Genomic DNA, 21,502 nt, shown 5'->3' with positions numbered 1-21,502 from the left:
ATCCCTGAAAAATTGATCAATGCCTACGCCTCAGGCAGGTGTGGCCAGACCATAGCGCTCCATCCGCCGGTACAGCGCCTGGCGTGACAAGCCCAGGTTCTGCGCGGCGCGACTGACCACGCCATCGGCCTTGTGCAGGGCGATCTCCACCGCTTCACGGCTGGGCTCGTCGAGGTTGCGTGCCACGGCTGCGACATGCTGCGGTAGATTGAGCAGCTCGGGCGTGATCGGACCGTTGCCCGTGAGCAGCGCGGCGCGCTCGATCGCGTTCTTCAGCTCGCGAACGTTGCCCGGCCATGGGTAGCCCAGCAAGGCCTCACGCGCGGCATCGCCGAGCTCGGCACGGCCGTCCAGGAAGAATTCCGCCAGCGGCAGGATGTCGTCGCTGCGCTCGGCCAGCGGCGGCAGGTTCACCTCGATCACGTTGAGCCGGTAGTACAGATCCTCGCGGAACGTGCCGGCGCGGATCATCGCCTTGAGATCGGCATTGGTGGCGGAAAGCACGCGCACCTTGACCTGCCGGGTGCGACCGGAACCCAACCGCTCGAACTGGCCGGTCTCCAGCACCCGCAGCAGTTTCATCTGACCCGGCAGCGGCAGGTTGCCGATCTCGTCGAGGAACAAGGTGCCGCCGTCGGCCAGTTCGAAGCGCCCCTCGCGCGCCTTGTTCGCCCCGGTGTAGGCACCGGCGTCGGCACCGAACAGTTCGGCCTCGATCAGTTCACCTGGCAACGCACCGCAGTTCACCGCGACAAACGCGCCGCGCTTCACCGCCGAGTTCGCATGCACGATCGACGCGATACGCTCCTTGCCGGTGCCGTTCGGGCCGGTGATCAGTACCGGCACATCCGAGCGGGCGATCTGGCAAGCGAGCTCCAGCGTCCGCGCCATCGCCTCGGAGGCGAACACCAGCCCGTCCAGGTCGTACTTCTGCTGCAGCTGTTCGCGTCGCTGGCGGCGCTCGCGCCGGCCGCGCGTCACTTCGCGGGTGGACTCGGACAGCTCCAGCAGGTTTTCCACCGTGGCCAGCAACTTGTGATCGTCCCACGGCTTGCCCAGGTAATCGGCCGCGCCGGCCTTGACCAGCTCCACCGCGGTTTCCAGATGCGTCCAGGCGGTAAGGAGGATCACCGGCAGATCGGCATGCCGTTCACGGATGGCACGGAACAGCGCCACGCCCTCCTCCCCCGACGTGGTGTCGGTGGTGAAGTTCATGTCCTGGATCACCACATCGACCGCTTCGCGCTGCAACAGCGCCAACCCGTCCTCCGGCGTCAACGCGGTAAGCGGGCGGATCTCATGCAGCGACAGCGCCAGCGAGAGCGCCTCGCCCACGGCCGGGTTGTCGTCAATGATCAGTACGGTTCGCATCTTTCTTCTGCACATGCGGACATGGATGCCGCTCCGGCCATAAAGGTTGCCATGACTTGCGGACTATGCAACCTGTCGACCGTGTCGCCGTCGGCATTCCCGGCATGTTGCCGCCCCGCTCCGGACAGCGCCGGAGCGGGGCACATCTCATGACGCCACCGGATGTGCCGGCGCCTTGCCGGCCTTCACCGCGGCAATCCAGTCGTTGACGCGGGTATCCAGCACGTCCAGCGGCAGCGCGCCGCCGCCCAGGATCTCGTCGTGGAACGCACGGATATCGAACTGGTCGCCCAGCTCCTTCTTGGCGCGCGCACGCAGCTCGAGGATCTTCAGCTCGCCGGTCTTGTAGGCCAGCGCCTGACCCGGCCAGGTGATGTAGCGATCGGTCTCGGCCTGCACATCGGGCTCATCCTCGCTGGAATGCGCGTGGAAGAAATCCACCATCTGCTGGCGCGTCCAGTGCTTGTAGTGCACGCCGGTATCGAGCACGAGGCGGTCGGCGCGCAGCAGCTCGTCGGACAGGCGGCCGTAATCGGACAGCGGATCCTTGTAGAAGCCGATGTCCTTGCCCAACTGCTCCGAATACAGCGCCCAGCCCTCGATGTAGGCCGTATAACCGGCCTGCTGGCGGAACGGCGGCAACTTGGGAAGGGTCTGCGCGATCGAGATCTGCAGATGATGGCCCGGCACGCCTTCGTGATACGAGGTCGACTCGATCGTCAGCACGCTGCGATTCGCGAAATCACCGGTATTGACGAAGATCTGCCCGGGCCGCGAACCGTCCGGCGTGCCCTGGTGGTACTCGGCGGCAGCAGCCTCCTTCTCGCGGAACGCCTCCACCGGCACCACTTCGACCTTGGTCTTCGGCAACATGCCGAACAGCTTGGGCAACTCCGGCTGCATCTGCGCCAGATAGCCGCGATAGCGGTTGAGGATGTCCTCGCGCGAAGTGGCGTGGGTCTTCGGGTTGGTCTTCAGCGAGGCGCGGAAGCTGGCCAGATCGGAGAAGCCCTGCGATTTGGCGATCTTGGTCATTTCGCCCTCAATCCGCTTGACCTCGGCCAGGCCCAGCTCATGGATCTGCTGCGGTGTCTCGTCGGTCGTGGTCATCTGCTCCACGTCGAACCGATAGATCGCGTCGCCGTTCGGCAAGTCCCATACGCCAGGTTGGGCGCGTCCATGTGGTGCGTAATCTTTCGCCACGAACCCGCTCAGCTTGCGATAGGCCGGGCGCACGTCCTGGTCGATCGCCGCAAGAATCTCGTCACGCACGCGCTTCTGGTCGGCCGCGGACATCGACTTCGGGAAATGCTTCAGCGGTTCGGCAAACACGCTGTCCATGCCGGCCGGCTTCTCGATGCTGTCGATCTGGGTGACGACCTTCTCCAGCAGGTATTTAGGCGGCATCATCTTGTCGCGCATGCCCTGCTTCGCCACGTCGATCACCTGGTCGAAGGCTTTCGGCACCGCCTTGAGGCGCGCCGCGTAATCCTCGTATTCCTTCGTATTGTCGAACGGGATCGAGCTGACGAAACCCGCCAACTGGATATGCACGCCACTCATCTGGTCCAGCGGCATCTCGTTCAGCTTCAGGTCGTAGCTCTTCAGGCTGTCCTTGAGCTGGCGCACCATCAATTGCTGGTTGAGCTTGTCGGTGTCGGAGAACCCGCTCGTGTCGATCGCCTCGAAACGCTTCAGGAAATCCGCGGTCACCTTGTTCTCGGCCGCCGCGTGCGCCAGCGAGAGGTCACTCCAGCGGTCGTTGTAACGCAGGTCGCCGAGGATCGTCGCGAACTCGGGACTGTTCTGCAGCGTGTGCTGCCACTGCTCGGCCAGCAGCGCATTGAGCGCCTTCACCCGGGTAGCTACATCCGTCTGCGCAGCCTGCGCCGCCGGCGCTGCCTGTACGGATGAAATCACGGTCACCGAGCCCAGCAGGCTCGCGCAGATCAGCAATGGCAAGGTCTTCATCAGGCTCATTCTCCGGGGCGTGTTCATGGACTTATGAACATCATTGTGACTTGCATGAAACTCGATATCCCGTGCCGGATAGCACGGTTCTCACGCCGACCGCGTCGCCACCACCGGCGGCACGGCCGCCGCACGCAGTGCCGGGCCGAGCACGGCAAGCTGGCCCAGCAGCCACAGCGCGACGGCGCTCCCCGGCAGGTAATACCAGGGCATGCGACTCATCTCGTAGTGCTTCATCAGATAGAGGTTGATGCCGAAAGCCAGCACCATGCCAGCCAATACGCCAGCCGTACTGAGCAGGAAATTCTCGGTGCGGAAATAGCTGAGGATATGTCCGCGCGTGGCGCCCACGGCACGGCGGATGCCGATCTGCCGCCGCCGCTGTTGCACCCAGAAGCTGGTCAGGCCGACGATGCCGAACGCGGTCACCGCCAGCATCACCACGCACACCAGCACCAGCATCCACACCATGCTGTTGGTATCGGCAAAATAGTCGGAACGCATGCCGGCGTAGGTCTTCCCTTCCACTACGGCACCCGGCTGCAGCTTGCCCAGCACCTGCACCGCCTCACGCACGACACGCTCGCGATCCTGCGGTGTGCTGCGCAACACGTAGTCGCCCATCACCCCGTCCGGCTGCAGCGGATAGAACACGCTGGAATACATGCCCCCGGCGCCGCTGAACTTGGGATCCTGTGCCAGTACATCGGCGACCACACCTACCACCGTCCAGCTTGCGGCGTTGCTATACAGGGTCTTGCCCAATGCGCTCTGTCGTGGCCATAACCTGTTCGCATCGCTCTGCGTGATCAGCGCGACATGACCGGTGGAACTGAAATTCCTGAAGCCGCTGCCGGCGTATTCATCTGCATTGAACCATCGGCCTTGCAGCAGGCGCAGCCCCATGGCCCGCTCGCCGTCGCTGCCGATGAAATACACCGAGGTGTTCACCGTGGTTTGCGTATCAGGCTTGGTGACGAAGGGTGACAGGGCCGGATTCTGGTCCAGCGGCATGCTGGTTGCCGCGGCCACCGCCGTGACGCCGGCGATGCCGCGCAGGGCGGCAAGATTGCGCGGAATCTCGCTGGCGGCGAGTTTCGGATCGGCGCCATTCACGGTGACCACCGAGATGCCCTGTTCGTCGATCGCATTCGACCAGTGGATGCTGGCCACGCGCTGGCCGATCATGAAGACGGCATTGCAGAGCACCGCGCAGGCCAGCGCGATCTCCAGCACGATCAGCACGGCCGGGATACGGTGCTTGCGCAGGCTGGCGAGTATCGGACGGATTTCCATGTTGCAGTTCCTTGAAAAGTGCGGCCATGGATGGCCGCTTTCACGCGCAGGGAAAGCGCATCAACTAGCTTTCAGTTGCGGAGCAGGCGCGACCGCGCAGGCCCGCCATGCGGGCAAGAGGCCGGCGACCAGGCTGGAAACCAGCGCGACCACGAAGGTGAACAGGAACATCGACAGATTCAGATGCGCAAGGCTGGCGTACTGCGCCGGCTGGTGGCGGATGCCCCACAAGCCCAGCTCGGCGAAGCCCAGACCCAGCACACCGCCGGCCAGGCCGACGATGCCGGCCTCGACCATGAACTGCGCAAAGATCGCGCCACGCGAAGCGCCCAATGCACGACGCACGCCGATCTCGCGCGAGCGGCGCAGACACTTGGCCAACAGCAGGCCCACCGTATTCACCACGCAGATCAACAGGAAGCCGAGTGCCAGTCCAGCCTGCAGACGCACGTCATCGGGCACCACCTGTTCGTTGCGCAGCCATGACATGAGATCCGACAAGGCCACCCTGGATCGCTGGAACCGCCCCAGTGCAACCTGTTGCTGCGCGTAGTTGCCCAGGAACAGTTTGTAGGCCGGGGCTTCGTCGGCACTGGACAATTGCACCCACATGCCCAGCCAGATGCTCTGGGCGGTCTCCAGATGTTGCATGTCGGTATGCTCCGGCCCGTACGACATGACCGTGTTCGGCGTTATGCCGTCTGCACGCGCACCCTGCAACGGCATGAACACCGCGTCGCCCTTGCCGTAATCGCGGCCGCCCAGATGTAGCGCATAGAAGCGCGGCTGCGGCGCCCAGGGCCGCAACACGCCGATGATGCGGAAGTCGTGATCCTCGATGCGGATCGTGCGCCCCACGCTGTTCGTCCCTCCGAACAGTTTGTCGTTGAGGAGACCCGCGATCACCACCACCTGTGCACGGCTTTCGTCATCCGCAGAAGCCCAGCCTGCGCCGTACTGGAACGGTGCGTCGAACATCGGAAAGAAGTCGGATGTGGTTATCACCCCGTCGGCATAAAACGGTTTTCCGTCCTGTGTCTGCGGCGTCACCTTGACCTGCGACAACGCCATCACCGCCTGCCGCTCCGCCTTGCGGGCATGCAGCAGATTCATGGCATCGACATAGCTCATGAGCCACGGCAACCTTTTCCCGCTGCGCGAGAAAGGCTGGTCCCTGGGATAGGGGTCGAGTTGCGGATAGAACAACTGCGTGCTCTTCTGCGGCAACGGATCACCCGACAACAGCTTGAGCACGGTCAGCGTGGTGATCGTGGCACCGATGCCCAGCGCCAGCGCGAGCACCATCAGCGTGGTCAGCACCTTGTTGCGCCTGAGGCTGCGCAGAGCCAGATCGAGGTAGTAGCCGAACATGGTTGATCCTTTGCGTTGTCGTGCAGGCTCCTCCCGGGCCGCCGGGAGGAGCGACATTCAAACTTTCACACCGATCGTGTCGCCACCACCGGCGGCACGGCCGCTGCGCGCAGCGCCGGACCGAGTACGGCCAGCTGGCCCAGTCCCCACAAGATCAATGCGGCGATCGGCAGGTAATACAGCGGTAGCCGCGGCAATTCGTAATGCGTCATCAACAGCAGGTTCAAGGCGAACGCCAGCAGCATGCCCAGCACGATGCCGAACGTGACGATCAGGAAATTCTCGGTCTGGAAGTAATTCAGGATGTCGCCACGGCTGGCGCCCAATGCGCGACGGATGCCGATCTGTCGACGCCGCTGCGCGACCCAGAAGCTGGCGAGGCCGACGATGCCCAGTGCCGTGACCAGCAGCAGCGAGGCGATCACGCCGACAAGGATGCCGGCCATGACACGATCCTGTCGAAAATAGTTTTCACGCAGGCTACCTACGGTCTGGCTGGCCTTGCTGTCGAGCACTGCATCGGGCGCGATGGTGGCGATCGCGGCCCGCGCGTCGCGCAGCACCCGCGGCAATTGCGCGGGATCGGCGCGCAGCAGGTACACGCCCGCAAGCTGAGCGCCCGGCTGGGCTGGCGCGTACACCGACCATTCGATCGTGCTCGGGCCACCTTCGCCGCCGTAGGGACGTGCCAGGTGCGCCACTACCCCGCCCACGCGAAAGTGGAGCTTGCCACTCCAGAAGTCCTTGCCAAGCGGATCGCGGCCCGGCCACAGGTGTTCGGCCAGCGCACGCGTCACCCACACGGTAGCGTTGTCCGGCACGAAGTTCTTGACTGGCTGGTAGTCACCGGCCTGTGGCTCGCTGCCGGCGACCAGTTGCAAGCCAAGCGCCTTGAAGCTGCCCGGGCCGCCGACGTAGAAATCCACCACGCCACCAGAACGCTTGCCATCAGGATCCGTCGTGATGCCGGCGGTACCGGCATGGTCACCGAACGGCACCGCATTGATCACGCTGACCGACTGCACGCCGGGAAGCTTGGCGAGGCCGCTGAGTATGCGCGCGTTGAGATCGACGCCCCTCGTTTCGTCATAACCGGTCAGTTTCAACGCAGCCAATGCGTTCTCGTCGACACCACTATCGACCTGGGTTTGCTGCACGCGGCTGACGATCAGGAAACAGGCATTGCACAGCACCGCGCAAGCCAGCGCGATTTCCAGTGCGATCAGGATGCTGGCCAGGCGATGGCGACGCAGGGCGGCGAGGATGGGCTTGATCTGCATGATGTCTTCCTCAGAGCGTCTTCAGTTGCAGGCTGGGTGCCATGCGGCTGGCACGTAACGCCGGCAGCAAACCGGCCAGCAGGCTGGCGGCGATGGCCAGTGCGAACGTGACCAGGAACATCGTCGTATCCAGATGCACCAGATCGGCATATTCGACCGGCTGGCTGCGTACCAGCCACAGGCCGAGCAAGGTCAGCAGCAGACCGCCAGCGCCGCCAAGCAGACCGATCAGGCCGGCCTCGACCAGGCATTGCGCAAACACCGCCGCACGACTCGCACCCAGCGCACGGCGCACGCCGATCTCGCCGGCACGGCGCAGGAACTTCGCCAGCAACAGGCCCACCGTGTTGAACAGGCAAATCAGCAGGAAGGCAAACGCAAGCCATGTCTGCAGGCGCACATCGCTGGGCACCACCTGGTTGAAGTCGAGCCATCCCATCAGGCTGCGCAACTGCGTGTCGTCGGCGTGCACGAAGCGGCCCAAGGCCTTCTGCTGAGCCGCATAATCGGCCACGAAGCGTCTGTAGCTGCCGACCTTCGCTGCACTGTTCAACTGCACCCACAACGCCACCCACACGCAAGGCGAGGTCTGCAGGTGCACCGTGTCGTCCGGCATGCTCCAGCAGGTGAACGGCTGGAAGCCGCCGGCATTGATTTCCAGCGAACTCTGGAACGGCACGAAGACATCCTCCGGCCGGCTGTAGAAGCCCGCCGTATCGCCGTTGGAGAAGCGCCCACCCGCCACGTCGTAGAACTGTGGCGATGGCCGCCATGGCGCCAGCACGCCGATGATGCGCACATCCGTGTCCTTCAGCCGCAGCGTGCGTCCCACACTGTTGGCACCATTGAACAGCTTGCTGTTGAGATCGGACGAGATCACCGCCACCCGCGCACGCGCGGCATCATCCTGCGCGGTCCAGGCGTTGCCGTAGCGAAAAGGCACGTCGAACATCGGAAAGAAATCCGCCGTGGTCGACAGCATCTGCGCCATCAGCGGCGGCAGGTTCACCTGCGGCGCAGTCAGTCGTAACTGGCTGCTGGTGACCAGCGCCTGCCGGTCGGCGCGATGGGCGCTCCACAGATCGACGGCGGAACGGTAGTCCATCATGTCGTAAGGCTGTTTCTGGCGCGGGCCTGGATCCGGATTGACCTGCGGATAGAACAGCGTACCGCTGCGCGTGGGCACCGGATCACCGGACAGCAGATGCATCACCGTCAACGTGGTCATGCTGGCGCCGATACCGACTGCAATCGCGATCACCATCAGCGCGGTGAGTACCTTGTTGCGCTTCAGGCTGCGCACTGCCAGATCCAGGTAGTAGGCAAACATGTATCAAGCTCCATTCGCTGAATGCATCACACCGACCTTGTCGCCACCACCGGCGGCACCGCCGCCGCACGCAGCGCCGGACCGAGTACGGCGACCTGGCCGATCAGCCACAGCAGTACGGCGCCCACCGGAAAATAGATGCCCGGAAGCCGCGGCAATTCGTAGTGGCTCATCAGGAACAGGTTGATGCCGTAGGCCAGCACCATGCCGAGCGCGATGCCGAACGTGGCCAACACGAAATTCTCGGTCTGGAAGTAGTGCAGGATGTTGCCGCGGGTGGCGCCGAGCGCGCGGCGCACGCCGATGGTGCGGCGACGCTGCGCCACCCAGAAGCTGGCCAGTCCGACGATGCCCAGCGCGGTGACGATCAGCAACGCCGCGATCACGCCGACCAGCATGCCGGCCATCGCGCGGTCGTCCTGGAAGAACTTCCGGCGCACTTCATCGAAGCTGCGTTTGGTGGTTACCACACGCTGCGGATCGGCCTTCTTCAGTGCGGCCAGCGCGGCGGCCAGCACGTTGGCACGGTCTTCCGGCCGGGTGCGGATCAGGTAGCTCTGGTCCTTGCTCGCTCCCATGCGCAGCGGCACGACCATGGTGTACTGCGCCTTGGCCTCGTCGTAGGCATTCGGCCGCGCCAGGCTATCCACCACGCCGACCACCCGCAGACCCACCGTGGGCGTGAGATAGATGATGCGGCCCAGCGGGTTCTGTCCGGGCCACAGCCGCTCGGCGAGAGTCTGAGTGATCAAGGTCACGTGTGGCAGGCTCTTGCTGTCGCCCGTGCTGAGCCCCTTCATCGCGGTCTCCACGTCGACGAAATCATCGGACTGCAGATCGCGCCCGGACACCAGCCGCGTACCCAGCGTCTGCACCAGGTTTTCACCGAAATAGGTGGTGGCGTTGAGCGTGCGATCGGGCTGCGCCGGGTCGAGCCGGATATTGCCGTTCGACGACGAGCTGCCGAACGGCACCTGGTTGGAGGAAGCCACCGAGATCACCCCCGGCACCTGCCTCAACACGGCCACGTCCTCTGCCAGGCGGGCATACGGATTGGACGGTGTCGTCACGTCGGCCACCTGGATCTGCAACAGCTCGTGTTCGGCCACGCCACTGGGCATGTCCATGCGCTGCAGGCGCTGGCCGATCAGGAACACCGCGTTGCAGACGATGGCGCAGGTCAACGCGATTTCCAGAACCAGCAGCCAGGACGTGAGCTTGTGCCGGCGCAGCGTGGAAAGGATCGGGAGAATGTCCATGGCTCGCCTCAGTTGCTCTTCAGTTGCAGGGCCGGCGCGATCTGGCAGGCGCGCCAGGCGGGCAGCAGCCCGGCCAGCAGGGTGGCGCATACCGCCAGCACGAAGGTGGTGAACAGCATGCTCAGGTCCAGATGCGCCAGCGCGGCGTAGTCCGAGGGCCGCTGCCGCACCAGCCACAAGCCGAACAGCGCCAGCAGCAGGCCGCCGACTCCACCGACCAGACCGACCACGCCGGATTCGATCAGCAGCTGCGCGAACAGCGCGCGCCGCGAGGCTCCCAGCGCACGGCGCACGCCCAGCTCGGACGCGCGGCGCATGAACTTGGCCAGCATCAGGCCGACCGTGTTGACCAGACACACCAGCAGGAAGCCGAACGCCAGCCCGTTCTGCAGGCGCACGTCGTCGGGCACCACCATCTGGTAATCGAGCCACTGCATCACGTTGCGCAGGCGCACGTTCGGCGCACGCTGGAAACGACCCAGTGCCTTCTGGTCCTGCGAGTAGTGCACCAGAAACTCCTTATACGCGGCGGCCTTCGCCGGACTGTCCAGCTGCGCCCAGAACTGCAGCCACACGCAGGAATCCGAAGGCAGGATGCTGCCGACGCCACCGCCGCCATTGCCCCAGCAGTCGCTCGATCCGTTGCGATCAAGCCGCAGCTCCAGCATGGTCTGCAACGGCAGGAACACCTGTTCGCCATAGGCATAGGATCCCGTGTTCAGATCGTAGAAGTGCGGGTTCGGCTGCCAGCTGTCGAGCACGCCGACGACGCGGAACGAGGTACCTGCCATGCGCAGCGTGCGGCCCACGCTGTTGGCGCCGGCAAACAGCTTGTCGTTGAGCGACTTCGCGATCACCACCTCGCGCGCCTTGGCCTCGCCTTCCGCCTCGGCCCATCCATGGCCGTACAGGAACGGCGCGTCGAACATCGCGAAGAAATCCGCCGTGGTGTATCGCGCCTCCACGTAGAACGGATCGAGTGAAGACTGTTCGGGCTGGAGCGGCACCGAACCACCCGACATCAGTGCCTGCCGATCCGCGCGTGCGGCATGCAGCAGGTTCAGACCATCGATCAGGGTGACCTGATCCGGCGGCTCCTTGCTCGGATACATGCCCTTGATGTCCTGCGGATCGACCTGCGGGTAATACAGCTGTGCGCTCCTGCCTGGCAGCGGATCACCGGACAGCACATGCAGCACGGTCAACGTGGTCATGCTGGCGCCGATGCCGAGCGCGATCGCCAGCACCATCAGCGCGGTGAGTGCCTTGTTGCGCCTGAGGCTGCGCAGAGCGAGATCCAGATAATAGGTAAACATGCTCGAATTCCCCTTGAACTCCCCTCCCTTTCGCGGAAGGCGGACCCAGAATCAAACTGCCCGCGTCGCCACCACCGGCGGCACGTTGGAAGCACGCCGGGCCGGCACGAAGACCGCGCCCTGCCCCAGCGCCAGTACCGCCAGCACGCCGACAAGCACATAGATCACCGGCATGCGGTCCATCTCGAAGCGGGTGATCAACCACAGATTGAGACCGATCGCGAGCAAGATGCCGATCGCGGCACCGATGCCGGCAATCAGCAGGTTCTCAAGCTGGAAGTAATGCAGGATGTCGATCTTGCGTGCCCCCAATGCGCGCCGCACGCCGATCTGCCGCTGTCGCTGGCCGACCCAGAAGCTGGTAAGGCCAACGATGCCGGCGGCAGTGATGCTGAGCAGAATCAGGCTGACCACACTCATCAGTATCGCCATCCCAAGGTCGGCTCGATAAGCATCGGCACGGATATCCGCGAAGGAACGCACACCCTGATCATCATCGATCACACGCATGGGATTGACCGCATACAGTGCGGGCCGTACGGCGCGCATCGCCGCTTCCAGCCGTCCCGGTTTTGCACGTACCACGGTGCGCGAGAAATTCGCATCCTGCCGGACCGGGAACAGGGCCGAATACCAGGTGAGGCTGCTGCCTACGGTATCGACTGAGCTCTGCAGTCGCGCGACCACGCCGACAATGGTGGTTGGTGTGCTGCTGCTGTCGAGATAGATCACCTTGCCTACGGCATCGCCCTTCGGGAACAGTTTGTCTGCAACCGGTTTGGTGATGATCGCGAGCACCGGCTCGCCCTGGTCGCGCATGGGCTTGTGCTGGACATCGGCGGCAGTAAATGCACGGCCTGCGATCAGCTGCAGGCCCAGGGTTGGCAACGCCTGCTCGTCGCCATAGTAGTAATTCGCGTCGATGGTGTCCTTTTGCTGCAAGGGCTTCAGCCCGATCCCTCCGACCGAACCGGAACGAAGCAATGGCAGCGAACGGATCGGCGCCGCCGAAGCTACGTCAGGCAGGCTGCGCAAGGCGGCCAGATCCGTTTGCTGCATGCTGTCGAGCTTTTGCAGCCCAGCTGGATCATCTGCACTGGGCGCACCCACCCACTGCTGGGTGATCAGAAACAGGTCACCCTCTTCGTGCATGCCGGTGGGCTGGTTCACCCGCTCGATACGCTGGCCGATGATGAAGATCGCATTGCAGACGATCGCCAGGGTCAGCGCGATCTGCAACGCAATCAGCACCACACCGGCCTTGTGCATGCGCAAGGCAGCGATGATCGGATGCACTTTCATGCTGCGCACCGTGGAGCCTGTTCAAGGAAACAATCGCACATGCACCCATTACTCCTGCACATGAAACCCGCTTCCGTCAGCGACAGAAGAGAGAAGGGTTGTCATCAAACCGCCCGGGTCGCCACCACCGGCGGCACATTGGAAGCACGCCGGGCCGGCACGAAGACCGCGGCCTGCCCGATCGCCAGCATCGCCAGCACCCCGGTCAGCACGTACAGCACCGGGATGCGCGTCATCTCGTAATGCGTCATCAGCCAGACGTTGAGACCTACCGCCAGCAGTACGCCCAGCACCACGCCGACGCCGGCAATCAGCAGGTTTTCGATCTGGAAGTAGTGCAGGATGTCGATCTTGCGGGCACCTAGGGCACGCCGCACGCCAATCTGCCGATGGCGCTGTCCAACCCAGAAGCTGGTGAGCCCGACGATGCCGGCGGCGGTAACGCAGAGCAGGATCAGGCAAACCACGCCCATCAGGATCGCCATGCCGACATCGGCGCGATACGCACTGGCGCGAATGTCGGCGAAGGATTTGACACTGTCGTCGTCGAGCACGCGCATCGGGTTCACCCCATACAGCGCGGCCGGCACGGCATGCATCGCGGCATCGAGCCGGCCGGGCTTGGTCCGCACCACGTAACGTGCGAAGTTCGAATCCAGCCGCGTCGGCACCAGGGTCGAGTACCAGGTGAAATCATTGCCCCAGCTGCCGCTGGCCGGTATCTGCATGCGCTCGACCACGCCGATGATGGTGCTCGGCGAGCTGCTTCCGTCCGAATAGATCACCTTGCCCACCGCATTGCCCTGCGGGAACAGCTTGTCGGCAAGCGCCTGGGTCACGATGATGACTGGACGGTCGCGCTGGTCGCGGGCGCCCTGGTGTTGCACGTCTGCGGCAGTAAACGCGCGTCCGGCGACCAGGCGCAAACCCAGCGTGGGGAACACCTGATCGTCGGTGAAGTAATACGCCGTACGCGTGCCGCTCTTGTCGCCCAGTCGCTGTCCGGGCTTGACCGACACCGAGCCGGTCCACGAGGAATTGAGCAACGGTATCGAATTGCTTGGCGACACCGAAGCCACGTCGGACAGGTTGCGCAACGCAGCGAGGTCTTCGCGCTGCATCACGTCGAGTTTCTCCACGCCGGCAGGATCGTCCCCGCCGGGCGCGCCCACCCATTGCTGGGAGACCAGGAACAGGTTGTTCTCGTCGAGGCCGGTGGGCCGGTTCACCCGCTCGATACGCTGGCCGATGATGAACACCGCATTGCAGACGATCGCCAAAGTCAACGCGATCTGCAGCGAGATGAGCACGACGCCGGCCTTGTGTTTGCGCAAAGCCGCAAGAATGGGATGCATGGTCATGTTCGTGTTCCTTTTCACACTGCCCTATGGAACCGGCTTTTGTTGAGGAGTGCGGCCATGGACGGCCGCTTTCATGCGCAGGGACAGCGCACTAATTGCTCTTGAGCTGCCACGCGGGTTGCACGCGTGAAGCACGGAAGGTGGGATAGAGTCCGGCCAGCGTGGTCGCGATGACGGCGACCAGCAGGGTGATCAGCAGCAACGAGAAGTCCACCCGCGCCAGCGCGGCGATGTCCTTCGGCAATACCCAGCCCACGCTGGCCACGCCGACACCGGTCAGCAGCAGGCCCAGCACGCCACCGGCCAGGCCGATCATGCCGGCCTCGACCAGGAACTGCGCATAGATCGCCATGCGCGGTGCCCCCAGTGCGCGACGCACGCCGATCTCGCTGCTGCGACGCAGGAATTTCGCCAGCAGCAGGCCCGCGGTATTGACCAGGCATGCGAGCAGCAGGCCGAGCGCCACCAGCAGCGACACCTTGGTATCGCTGGGCACGACGTGCTGGTTGTCCAGCCACGCCGGCAGGTCGCGCAGGCGGTTGTTCGGCGCCCAGCCGAAGCGGCCGGACTGCTGCGCGTCGTGCGCATAGCCATCGAGATACTGCCTGTAGGCCGTTACCGCCGCCGCGTCGTCCAGCTCGGCCATGTAGGCGATCCACACGCAAGGGGAATGCTGCAGGCCGACGAAGCCCGATTCGGTCGGCACCGCGTTGCAATTGGTATTGCCGTCGTTGGGGATGCCTACCGAGATGGCGCGCTGGAACGGCAGGAACACGTCCTCGACACCGGTGGAGAACCCGCCGCTGTTGACCACGTCGAAGAAGCGCGGCTGCGGGTTCCAGTCGTTCAGCACGCCCACCACGCGATAGTCCTTGCCTTCGACGTTGACGGTCTTGCCCACGCTGTTGCTGCCGCCGAAGAGCTTCTGGTTGAGCTTGCTGCTGATCACCACCACCGCGGCGCGTTGCGTGTCGTCGTCGGCACTCCAGCCGCTGCCGTACAGGAACGGCACGTCCAGCATCGGGAAGAACTCGCTGTACACCGCGTGGCCACTGACGTTGATCGGATGCTTGCTGGCATCCGCCGGCACGATCGACGGTGAAATCTGGTACATCGCCGACTGCAGCCTGGCGCGGTGATCGCGCATCAGGGTGATCGCGTCGTTGTAGTCCATCGCATTCGGCGGCTCGCCGTCGCTGCCGCGCCCGTTCGGCCCCCACATGTCGATCTGCGGCACGAACAGCTTCGACGATTTCCATGGGATCGGATCGCCGGATACCGCGCGGAACACCGAATAGGTGGTCATCGATGCCGCCACGCCAAAGGCAATGGTCAGCACCATCAGCGCGGTCAGGCCGGGGCTGCGTTTCAGACTGCGCAAGGCCAGTTCGAGGTAGTAGGTGAACATATCAAGGAGCTCCATCGATTGAACCGACTGACACTCTCAGCGGTGATTTCTTTTTTCGTCGTTCCCGCACAGACGGGAACGACCCTGCCTTCTCTTCAGACGCTCATACCGAACGCGTTGCCTCCACCGGCGATACATGCGAAGCGCGCAGCGCCGGCGCCAGCACCGCGCCCTGACCGAGCAGCAAGAGCATGACCACGCCGGCCAGTACATAGGTCAGCGGCAGCCGAGCCATCTCGACGTGGGTGATCATCCAGAGGTTGATGACCAGCGCCAGCACCGCGCCGATCAGCACACCCATCGCTCCGATCAGCAGGTTCTCGGTGAGGAAATACGCCAGGATGTCGCTCTGCCGCGCTCCCAGTGCACGCCGCACGCCGATCTGCTTGCGGCGCTGACCCACCCAGAAGCTAGTGAGGCCGACGATGCCCGCGGCGGTGATCGCCAGCAGCACCACGCAGATGATGCCCATCAGGATCGCCATGCCGCGGTCGCTGTCGAACACCTTGCGACGGATGGTGGCGTAGTCCTGGATGCCGTCCTTCGGGTCGATGATGCGCAGGCGGCTTTGTGCGTACAGCGCCCTGGGCGCCTCGCGCATGGCTTCGGCCAGCTGGCCAGATTTGGCGCGCACGATGTAGTAGATGCCGCGCGAATCATCCGCCCGTATCGGCCAGATCAGCGCCTGCCCGGCATAACCGTTGTTCCATTGATCCACACCCTGCCGGTGCAGCGGATCGACGATGCCGACGATGGTGCTCGGCGTGGCACCCATCGCGTAGAAACTCTTGCCCAGTGCGTTGCCATCGGGGAACAAGCGGTCGGCCAGCGCCTTGCTCACGATCACCGTCGGTGGAATGACGGCCTGCTGGGTACCCATCACCATGACCTCGTCAGGGCGGAAATTGCGCCCCGCGACGAGCTTCAGGCCCAGCGAGCCGATGAAATGCTCGTCGCCGGTGTACACCGCGGCATCGGTGGTCGGCTCGACCTGGTCGGGCGTCATGGTGACGAAGTTGTCCGAGCCGCTGCCATGCAGAGGGTAACCGTTGGCGGGTGCGGCATCGCGTACGGCAGGCAGTTGGCGCAGCGCGAGAAGGTCGGCGCGCACCTGCGCATCGACCTGCGGCGTCGACCAGTCGGCAGCCCATTGATTGGCGATGACGAAGACGCTGGACTCGTCCACGCCGCTGGCTTCGGACAGGTTGCTCAGCCGCTGGTGGATGATGAACAGCGCGTTGCACACGATGGCCAGCGTCAACGCGATCTGCAGTGCGATCAGCAAGGTGCCCGCCTTGTGTCGGCGCAGTGCGGTGAGGATGGGCCTGATCTGGATGGTCATGGCATTCTCCTCAGCTCGACTTCAACTGCCAGGCGGGCTGCACGTGTGCCGCGCGCCACGCCGGATAGAACGCCGCCAGCATGGTGGCGACGATGGCAACGACCAAAGTCAGGCCCACCAGCGAGAAATCGAACTGCGCCAGTTTGGCAATTTCCGGACGGAACAGGACGCCCACGCCGGACACGCCCAGCGCAGTGAGCAGCAAGCCCAGCACGCCACCGGCCAGACCCACCGTGGCCGCCTCGATCAGGTACTGCGTGTAAATCTCCCGCCGCGAGGCACCCAGTGCACGACGCACGCCGATTTCGCCGGCGCGACGCAGGAACTTCGCCAGCAGCAAGCCGATGGTGTTGACCAGGCAGATCAGGAAGAAGCCCAGCGCCACAATCAGCGAAATGCGGCTCTCGGGCGGCACGACGCGTTCGTAGTCGAGCCACTGCATCACGTCGCGCAGGCGCACATTGGGCGCCCAGTTGAACCGTCCGGCATGTTGCTGGTCGGCGGCGTAGTGGGTGAGAAAGCTGCGGTAGCCGGCGATTTCGGAGGGGCTGTCCAGTTCCACCCATGGCGTGATCCACACGCAGTTGCTCTGCGTGTAATCCGTCCAGTTGGTGAAGCTGAGCCGGCCACGGCAACTGTTGCGACCGCCGGTGTACATGTGCTGATCCAGCGCGCGGGTGAACGGCAGGTAGAAGTCCGGCTCGTCGGCAAAGCCGCTGATGCTGAACAGGTCGTAGAAGCGCGGGCGCGGGTTCCAGTGGCTGGTGACGCCCAGCACGCGGTAGTCGTGGCCGCCGAGGTTGATCGTGCGCCCCACGCTGTTGGCACCGGCGAACAGCTTCTGGTTGAGTTCGCCGCTGATGACCACGTCGGCGCCACGCGCCACGTCGTCCTGCGCACTCCAGCCGCTGCCGTAGCGGAACGCCACCTCGAACATCGGGAAGAAGTCGCTGTCCACGGCATAGCCGCTCGCGTTCAAGGGCAGATCGCGGCCGCCATCCGGCATCACCGCGAGTTGCACCGGATACAGCATGGTCTGGCGCTTCGCTACGTGCGCATCCCGCAGCGCCATGGCGTCGATGTAGTTCAGCGCCTCCGCCGGCTCGCCCTTGAGGTTCTGCTGCGGCCCCCAGCCGTCGATCTGCGGCGTGAACAGCCGTGCGGACTTGTCCGGAATCGGGTTGCCCGACACCGCACGGAACACCGAATACGTGACCATCGACGCGGCCACACCGAAGCCGATCGCCATCACCATCAACGCGGTGAGCGCCGGGTTGCGCTTGAGGCTGCGCAGGCCCAGTTCAAGGTAGTAGCCGAACATGGCTCATGCCTCCGCGTGGGTGCCGATATTCCGTGCGCCATGCGCTGCTGGATGGGCCGGCGTTCATTGCAGCAACCGGTTGATGTCTTCCAGGTCGTGGATGTCCACGGTGCCTGCAACCTGCTTGAGCAGCAGCTTGTTGAGGATGAACTGGTGACGCACGACGGTGTATTCGGTCTGTACGTTGGCCAGCTGCTCGATCGCGAACACCACGTTGGTGAGGCTCTGCGTACCGATCTCGTAGCCGGCGCGCATCGACGCGAGAGACTTGCGCGCCGCCTCCACGGAGGTGCGCGCGGCATCTACCTGATCGATGCCATCCACCACCAGGTTGTAGTAGTTGTTCGCATCGCGTGCCGCCTGGCGGCGCTGGCTCTCCAGCGTGCCGGCATCTTCGTCACGCTGGGCAATCGCCTGGCGCACCTGCGACTGGGTAAGTCCGCCACTGAAAATCGGCACATTCAGTGTCAGGCCGATCGTGGTCACACCCGGTCCGTAGGACGCGGCGCCCGGCACCGCGCTGGACCAGGTGCCGAACTTGCCGTATTGCACGGTGGCGTTGAGCGTGGGCAGATGTCCGGCACGCGCCGCCGACACCCGATGCTCATCGGCCTTCACCGCGTAGCGCGCGGCGAGAATGACCGGATTGCTCTGCAGGGCGGCATCGACCCAGGCCTGGGCATTGGCCGGCACCGGCGCCTGCATCGGCAGATCCTCGCGCAGCTTCTTCAGCGTGCCGGTCGGCTGGCCGGTGATCTGTTCGAGTCCGCGTTGCGCGTCCTTCAAAGTGTCCTGTGCGGTGATCCGCTGGGACTTGATGTACAGGTAATAAGCCTGCGACTGGCTCACGTCGGACGCCATTGCCAGGCCATTCTTGAAGCGCACGCTGGACTGGTTGAACTCCTGCTTGTAGGCGTCCTCGTAGGAACGGTAGACGTCGAGGTTGTCCTGCGCGATCAGCACATTGATATAGGCACTGGAAACGCGCACATAGAGGTTTTGCAGTGCGGCCTGGTAGGTCTGGTCGCCCGAATCCCTGCTTGCATGGGCGGCCTGGAGGTTGGCGATGGCCGACAGGTTGATGATCGGCTGGCTGAGCGTGCCGCTGAGATCGCGCTCGCGTGTGTAGCCGCTCGAGCCGGTATCCACGATGTTGCCGTTGGGACCGGTAACGGAACCATTGCTGCCACCGCCGCGGATCTGTTCCAGCCCCAACCCGACCGACAACTGCGGCAGCAGGGCCGAACGTGCCTGCGGCACGTTCTCGGCCACCACCAGGCGCGCCGCGTCGGCGGTGCTCACCACCGGGTCGTTGGCGACGGCCTGACGGTAGGCATCCATCAGGTCTTCGGCATGACCCGGCAGCGGCGCCAGGGCGATGCAGAGCAACAGGGGCAACAACTTCACACGCATGGATGGTTCTCGCAATCGATGAATGGCTCGGTGCAGATGGATGGCATCAACCCGAATGGGCTTCGCTGTGCAGCTGCGTAGCGGTGTGGAAGCGCGGGTCCTCGGACAGATCCACCACCTGGCCGTCGATGATGTGCACGTTGCGCTGCGCGCGTGCAGCCAGTTCGGGATCGTGCGTGACCATCACGATGGTGGCGCCTTCGCGATGGATGTCCTCGAGCAGTTCGAGCACGCTGCGCGCCATCTGTGTATCCAGGTTGCCGGTCGGTTCATCGGCCAGCAGCAGGCGCGGCGAGCCGGCCAGCGCACGGGCGATCGCCACGCGCTGCTGCTGACCGCCGGACAGTTCGGCCGGGTAATGCTTGGCGCGCGATGCCAGACCGACACGTTCGAGCGACTCCATGATCCGCTGCTTGCGCTCGGCCGCCTTCATGCCGCGATAGCGCAGCGGCACTTCGATGTTGTCGAACACGTTGAGGTCGGGAATCAGGTTGAAGGCCTGGAAGATGAAACCGATCTTCTCGTTGCGGATCTTCGAGCGGGCGTTGTCGTTGAGGTTGCTTACCTCGATGCCGTCGAGGTGGTACTCGCCGCCACTGAAGGTTTCCAGCAGGCCGGCGATGGTCAGGAAGGTGGTCTTGCCGGAACCGGACGGGCCGGTGACGGCGACGAATTCGCCTTCTTTCACGTCGATGTTGAAATCGCGCAGCGCATAGGTCTCCACCACTTCGGTGCGGTAGACCTTGGACAGGTGAGTCATCTTCAGCATGGTTGTTCCTCGGTGGTTGGAGCTGTGAATGGAGAATCGGGAATCGGGAATCGGGAAAAGCATCAATCTGGCGTCATTCCCGATTCCCCGCACTCAGTTGCTTATCGCAACCGTCTGTGCATTCTTGAAGCTGTCGGTGCCGGAGATCACGATGCGGTCGCCTTCCTTCAGGCCATCGAGGATCTCCACTTTGTCGATGCTGCTGGCACCGACGCGGATCGGGGTTTTCGTGGCGATGCCGTTGCGCACCACGTAGGCATAGCTGCCGCCGGATTCGTCGACGAACGAGCCGCGCTGCACGGTCAGCACGTTGTCGCGCTTGTCCAGCAGCACGCGTACCGACAGGCGCTGGTTCTGGCGCAACTGCTTCGGCGTCTGGCCGTCGAAGCGCAGCCGCGCCGCTACTTCGCCATTGACGACCTCGGGCGAAATCGCACTGACCAGGCCCTTCCAGACATTGCCGTTGCCGCTGATCTCGCCGGACATGCCGATACCGAGATCACGCGCAAAGCTCTCCGGCACCTGCATTTCCACCTGCAGTGCGGACAGATCGATCACGCTGACCAACTGGGCATCCTTGGCTACGGTGGCGCGTTCGGCGATGAACAGCTGTCCGACCTGGCCGTCGACCGGCGACTTCACGTTGAGGTCGTCGACCTGGCGCTGCAGGTCCTGCACCACCAGCATCTGATTGTCGTGGGCCAGCTTCTTCGACTGGATGTTGAACTTCAGGCTGTCGTTGTTCATGCCCAGGTCGGACTTGGCATGCGCCAGCGTGATGCGCGCCTTTTCCAGCACGTCCTTGGCCTGGTCGACCTCGACACCCTTGGCTGCGCCCGCGGCGAATGCCTTCTGCGTGCGGTCCAGCGTGGTTTCCGCACTCTTCTCGTCGATCTGCGCGTTGTCGAACGCCTTCTGCAGATCGCTGCGCTTGGTACGTGCGTCGACCTGTGCCTGCAGATAATCGACCTGCATGGCATCGGCCTTGGATTGCTCCTGCGCCAGCTTGTTGTGCAGCTCCGGGCTGTCGATCACGGCGAGCACCTGCCCCTTCTTCACCGTATCGCCTGCATGCACCTGCAGCGTTACCGCACCGCCGTAGGTGGCGTACAAGGTGGGGCTGACTGCCGCGACCACCTTGCCCTCGGCAGCAATGTCGCGCACGAACGGGCCGCGTTCGACGGTCGCGAATGCCAGCCGCGAGCTGCTGACCGAGGCAGAGGCGGAAAACAGCCGGCCGATGCCCGGTGCCAGCCACACCAGCAACGCCAGCACGGCCACGCCGACGCCCAGCAGAATCAACCGGCGCTTGCGGTTGGGTTTGACCTCGACCATGCGGTCTTGTGCAGAAGTATCGCGAATCATCATGCCGTTCCTGACCGCGGACAGCGC

Annotated in this window: 16 protein-coding genes; all 16 read right to left on the bottom strand. The window is 64.1% G+C overall.

The window, feature by feature from the left end:
- Positions 1 to 30: 30 nt before the first annotated feature.
- The 16 genes from ACYVKM_RS15480 to ACYVKM_RS15405 all read right to left on the bottom strand — a co-directional run bounded on the left by ACYVKM_RS15480 (position 31) and on the right by ACYVKM_RS15405 (position 21,475).
- Positions 31 to 1,371 carry a sigma-54-dependent transcriptional regulator gene (locus ACYVKM_RS15480; protein ID WP_460878511.1) on the bottom strand — a complete coding sequence of 447 codons (1,341 nt, stop codon included), beginning with the start codon at positions 1,369 to 1,371 and terminating at the stop codon, positions 31 to 33.
- Between the two features lie 147 nt (positions 1,372 to 1,518).
- The gene (locus tag ACYVKM_RS15475; protein ID WP_460878510.1) at positions 1,519 to 3,342 is read right to left on the bottom strand and encodes a DUF885 domain-containing protein; all 1,824 of its coding nucleotides are present in this window, start codon (positions 3,340 to 3,342) and stop codon (positions 1,519 to 1,521) included.
- Positions 3,343 to 3,432: 90 nt separating this feature from the next.
- On the bottom strand, positions 3,433 to 4,638 hold the full coding sequence (locus ACYVKM_RS15470) for an ABC transporter permease (protein WP_460878509.1): 1,206 nt from the start codon (positions 4,636 to 4,638) through the stop codon (positions 3,433 to 3,435).
- 60 nt (positions 4,639 to 4,698) lie between these two features.
- Positions 4,699 to 6,009 (bottom strand): ABC transporter permease, encoded by a 1,311-nt coding sequence (locus ACYVKM_RS15465; protein WP_460878508.1) that lies wholly within the window; start codon positions 6,007 to 6,009, stop codon positions 4,699 to 4,701.
- A 65-nt stretch (positions 6,010 to 6,074) separates the two neighbouring features.
- Positions 6,075 to 7,289, bottom strand: coding sequence for an ABC transporter permease (locus tag ACYVKM_RS15460; RefSeq protein ID WP_460878507.1), 1,215 nt, complete (start codon positions 7,287 to 7,289; stop codon positions 6,075 to 6,077).
- A 10-nt stretch (positions 7,290 to 7,299) separates the two neighbouring features.
- On the bottom strand, positions 7,300 to 8,619 hold the full coding sequence (locus ACYVKM_RS15455) for an ABC transporter permease (RefSeq protein WP_460878506.1): 1,320 nt from the start codon (positions 8,617 to 8,619) through the stop codon (positions 7,300 to 7,302).
- A gap of 26 nt (positions 8,620 to 8,645) precedes the next feature.
- Positions 8,646 to 9,878, bottom strand: a complete 1,233-nt coding sequence (locus tag ACYVKM_RS15450; protein WP_460878505.1) for an ABC transporter permease — start codon at positions 9,876 to 9,878, stop codon at positions 8,646 to 8,648.
- An 8-nt stretch (positions 9,879 to 9,886) separates the two neighbouring features.
- Positions 9,887 to 11,194 carry an ABC transporter permease gene (locus ACYVKM_RS15445; RefSeq protein WP_460878504.1) on the bottom strand — a complete coding sequence of 436 codons (1,308 nt, stop codon included), beginning with the start codon at positions 11,192 to 11,194 and terminating at the stop codon, positions 9,887 to 9,889.
- Between the two features lie 51 nt (positions 11,195 to 11,245).
- Positions 11,246 to 12,496 carry an ABC transporter permease gene (locus ACYVKM_RS15440; protein WP_460878503.1) on the bottom strand — a complete coding sequence of 417 codons (1,251 nt, stop codon included), beginning with the start codon at positions 12,494 to 12,496 and terminating at the stop codon, positions 11,246 to 11,248.
- A 104-nt stretch (positions 12,497 to 12,600) separates the two neighbouring features.
- The gene (locus ACYVKM_RS15435) at positions 12,601 to 13,857 is read right to left on the bottom strand and encodes an ABC transporter permease (protein WP_460878502.1); all 1,257 of its coding nucleotides are present in this window, start codon (positions 13,855 to 13,857) and stop codon (positions 12,601 to 12,603) included.
- A 91-nt stretch (positions 13,858 to 13,948) separates the two neighbouring features.
- Positions 13,949 to 15,265: an ABC transporter permease gene (locus ACYVKM_RS15430; protein ID WP_460878501.1), complete on the bottom strand. Its 1,317-nt coding sequence runs from the start codon at positions 15,263 to 15,265 to the stop codon at positions 13,949 to 13,951.
- A 103-nt stretch (positions 15,266 to 15,368) separates the two neighbouring features.
- The gene (locus ACYVKM_RS15425; RefSeq protein WP_460878500.1) at positions 15,369 to 16,607 is read right to left on the bottom strand and encodes an ABC transporter permease; all 1,239 of its coding nucleotides are present in this window, start codon (positions 16,605 to 16,607) and stop codon (positions 15,369 to 15,371) included.
- Positions 16,608 to 16,617: 10 nt separating this feature from the next.
- Positions 16,618 to 17,928 carry an ABC transporter permease gene (locus tag ACYVKM_RS15420; RefSeq protein WP_460878499.1) on the bottom strand — a complete coding sequence of 437 codons (1,311 nt, stop codon included), beginning with the start codon at positions 17,926 to 17,928 and terminating at the stop codon, positions 16,618 to 16,620.
- A 63-nt stretch (positions 17,929 to 17,991) separates the two neighbouring features.
- Positions 17,992 to 19,341, bottom strand: coding sequence for a TolC family outer membrane protein (locus ACYVKM_RS15415; RefSeq protein ID WP_460878498.1), 1,350 nt, complete (start codon positions 19,339 to 19,341; stop codon positions 17,992 to 17,994).
- A gap of 46 nt (positions 19,342 to 19,387) precedes the next feature.
- Positions 19,388 to 20,110, bottom strand: coding sequence for an ABC transporter ATP-binding protein (locus ACYVKM_RS15410; protein ID WP_460878497.1), 723 nt, complete (start codon positions 20,108 to 20,110; stop codon positions 19,388 to 19,390).
- 93 nt (positions 20,111 to 20,203) lie between these two features.
- Positions 20,204 to 21,475: an efflux RND transporter periplasmic adaptor subunit gene (locus ACYVKM_RS15405; RefSeq protein WP_460878496.1), complete on the bottom strand. Its 1,272-nt coding sequence runs from the start codon at positions 21,473 to 21,475 to the stop codon at positions 20,204 to 20,206.
- Positions 21,476 to 21,502: the final 27 nt, after the last annotated feature.

It is taken from the genome of Rhodanobacter koreensis, assembly GCF_054782855.1.
The sequence above is the reverse complement of the archived record's forward strand: the minus strand, read 5'-3'. Positions and strand labels throughout refer to the sequence as shown.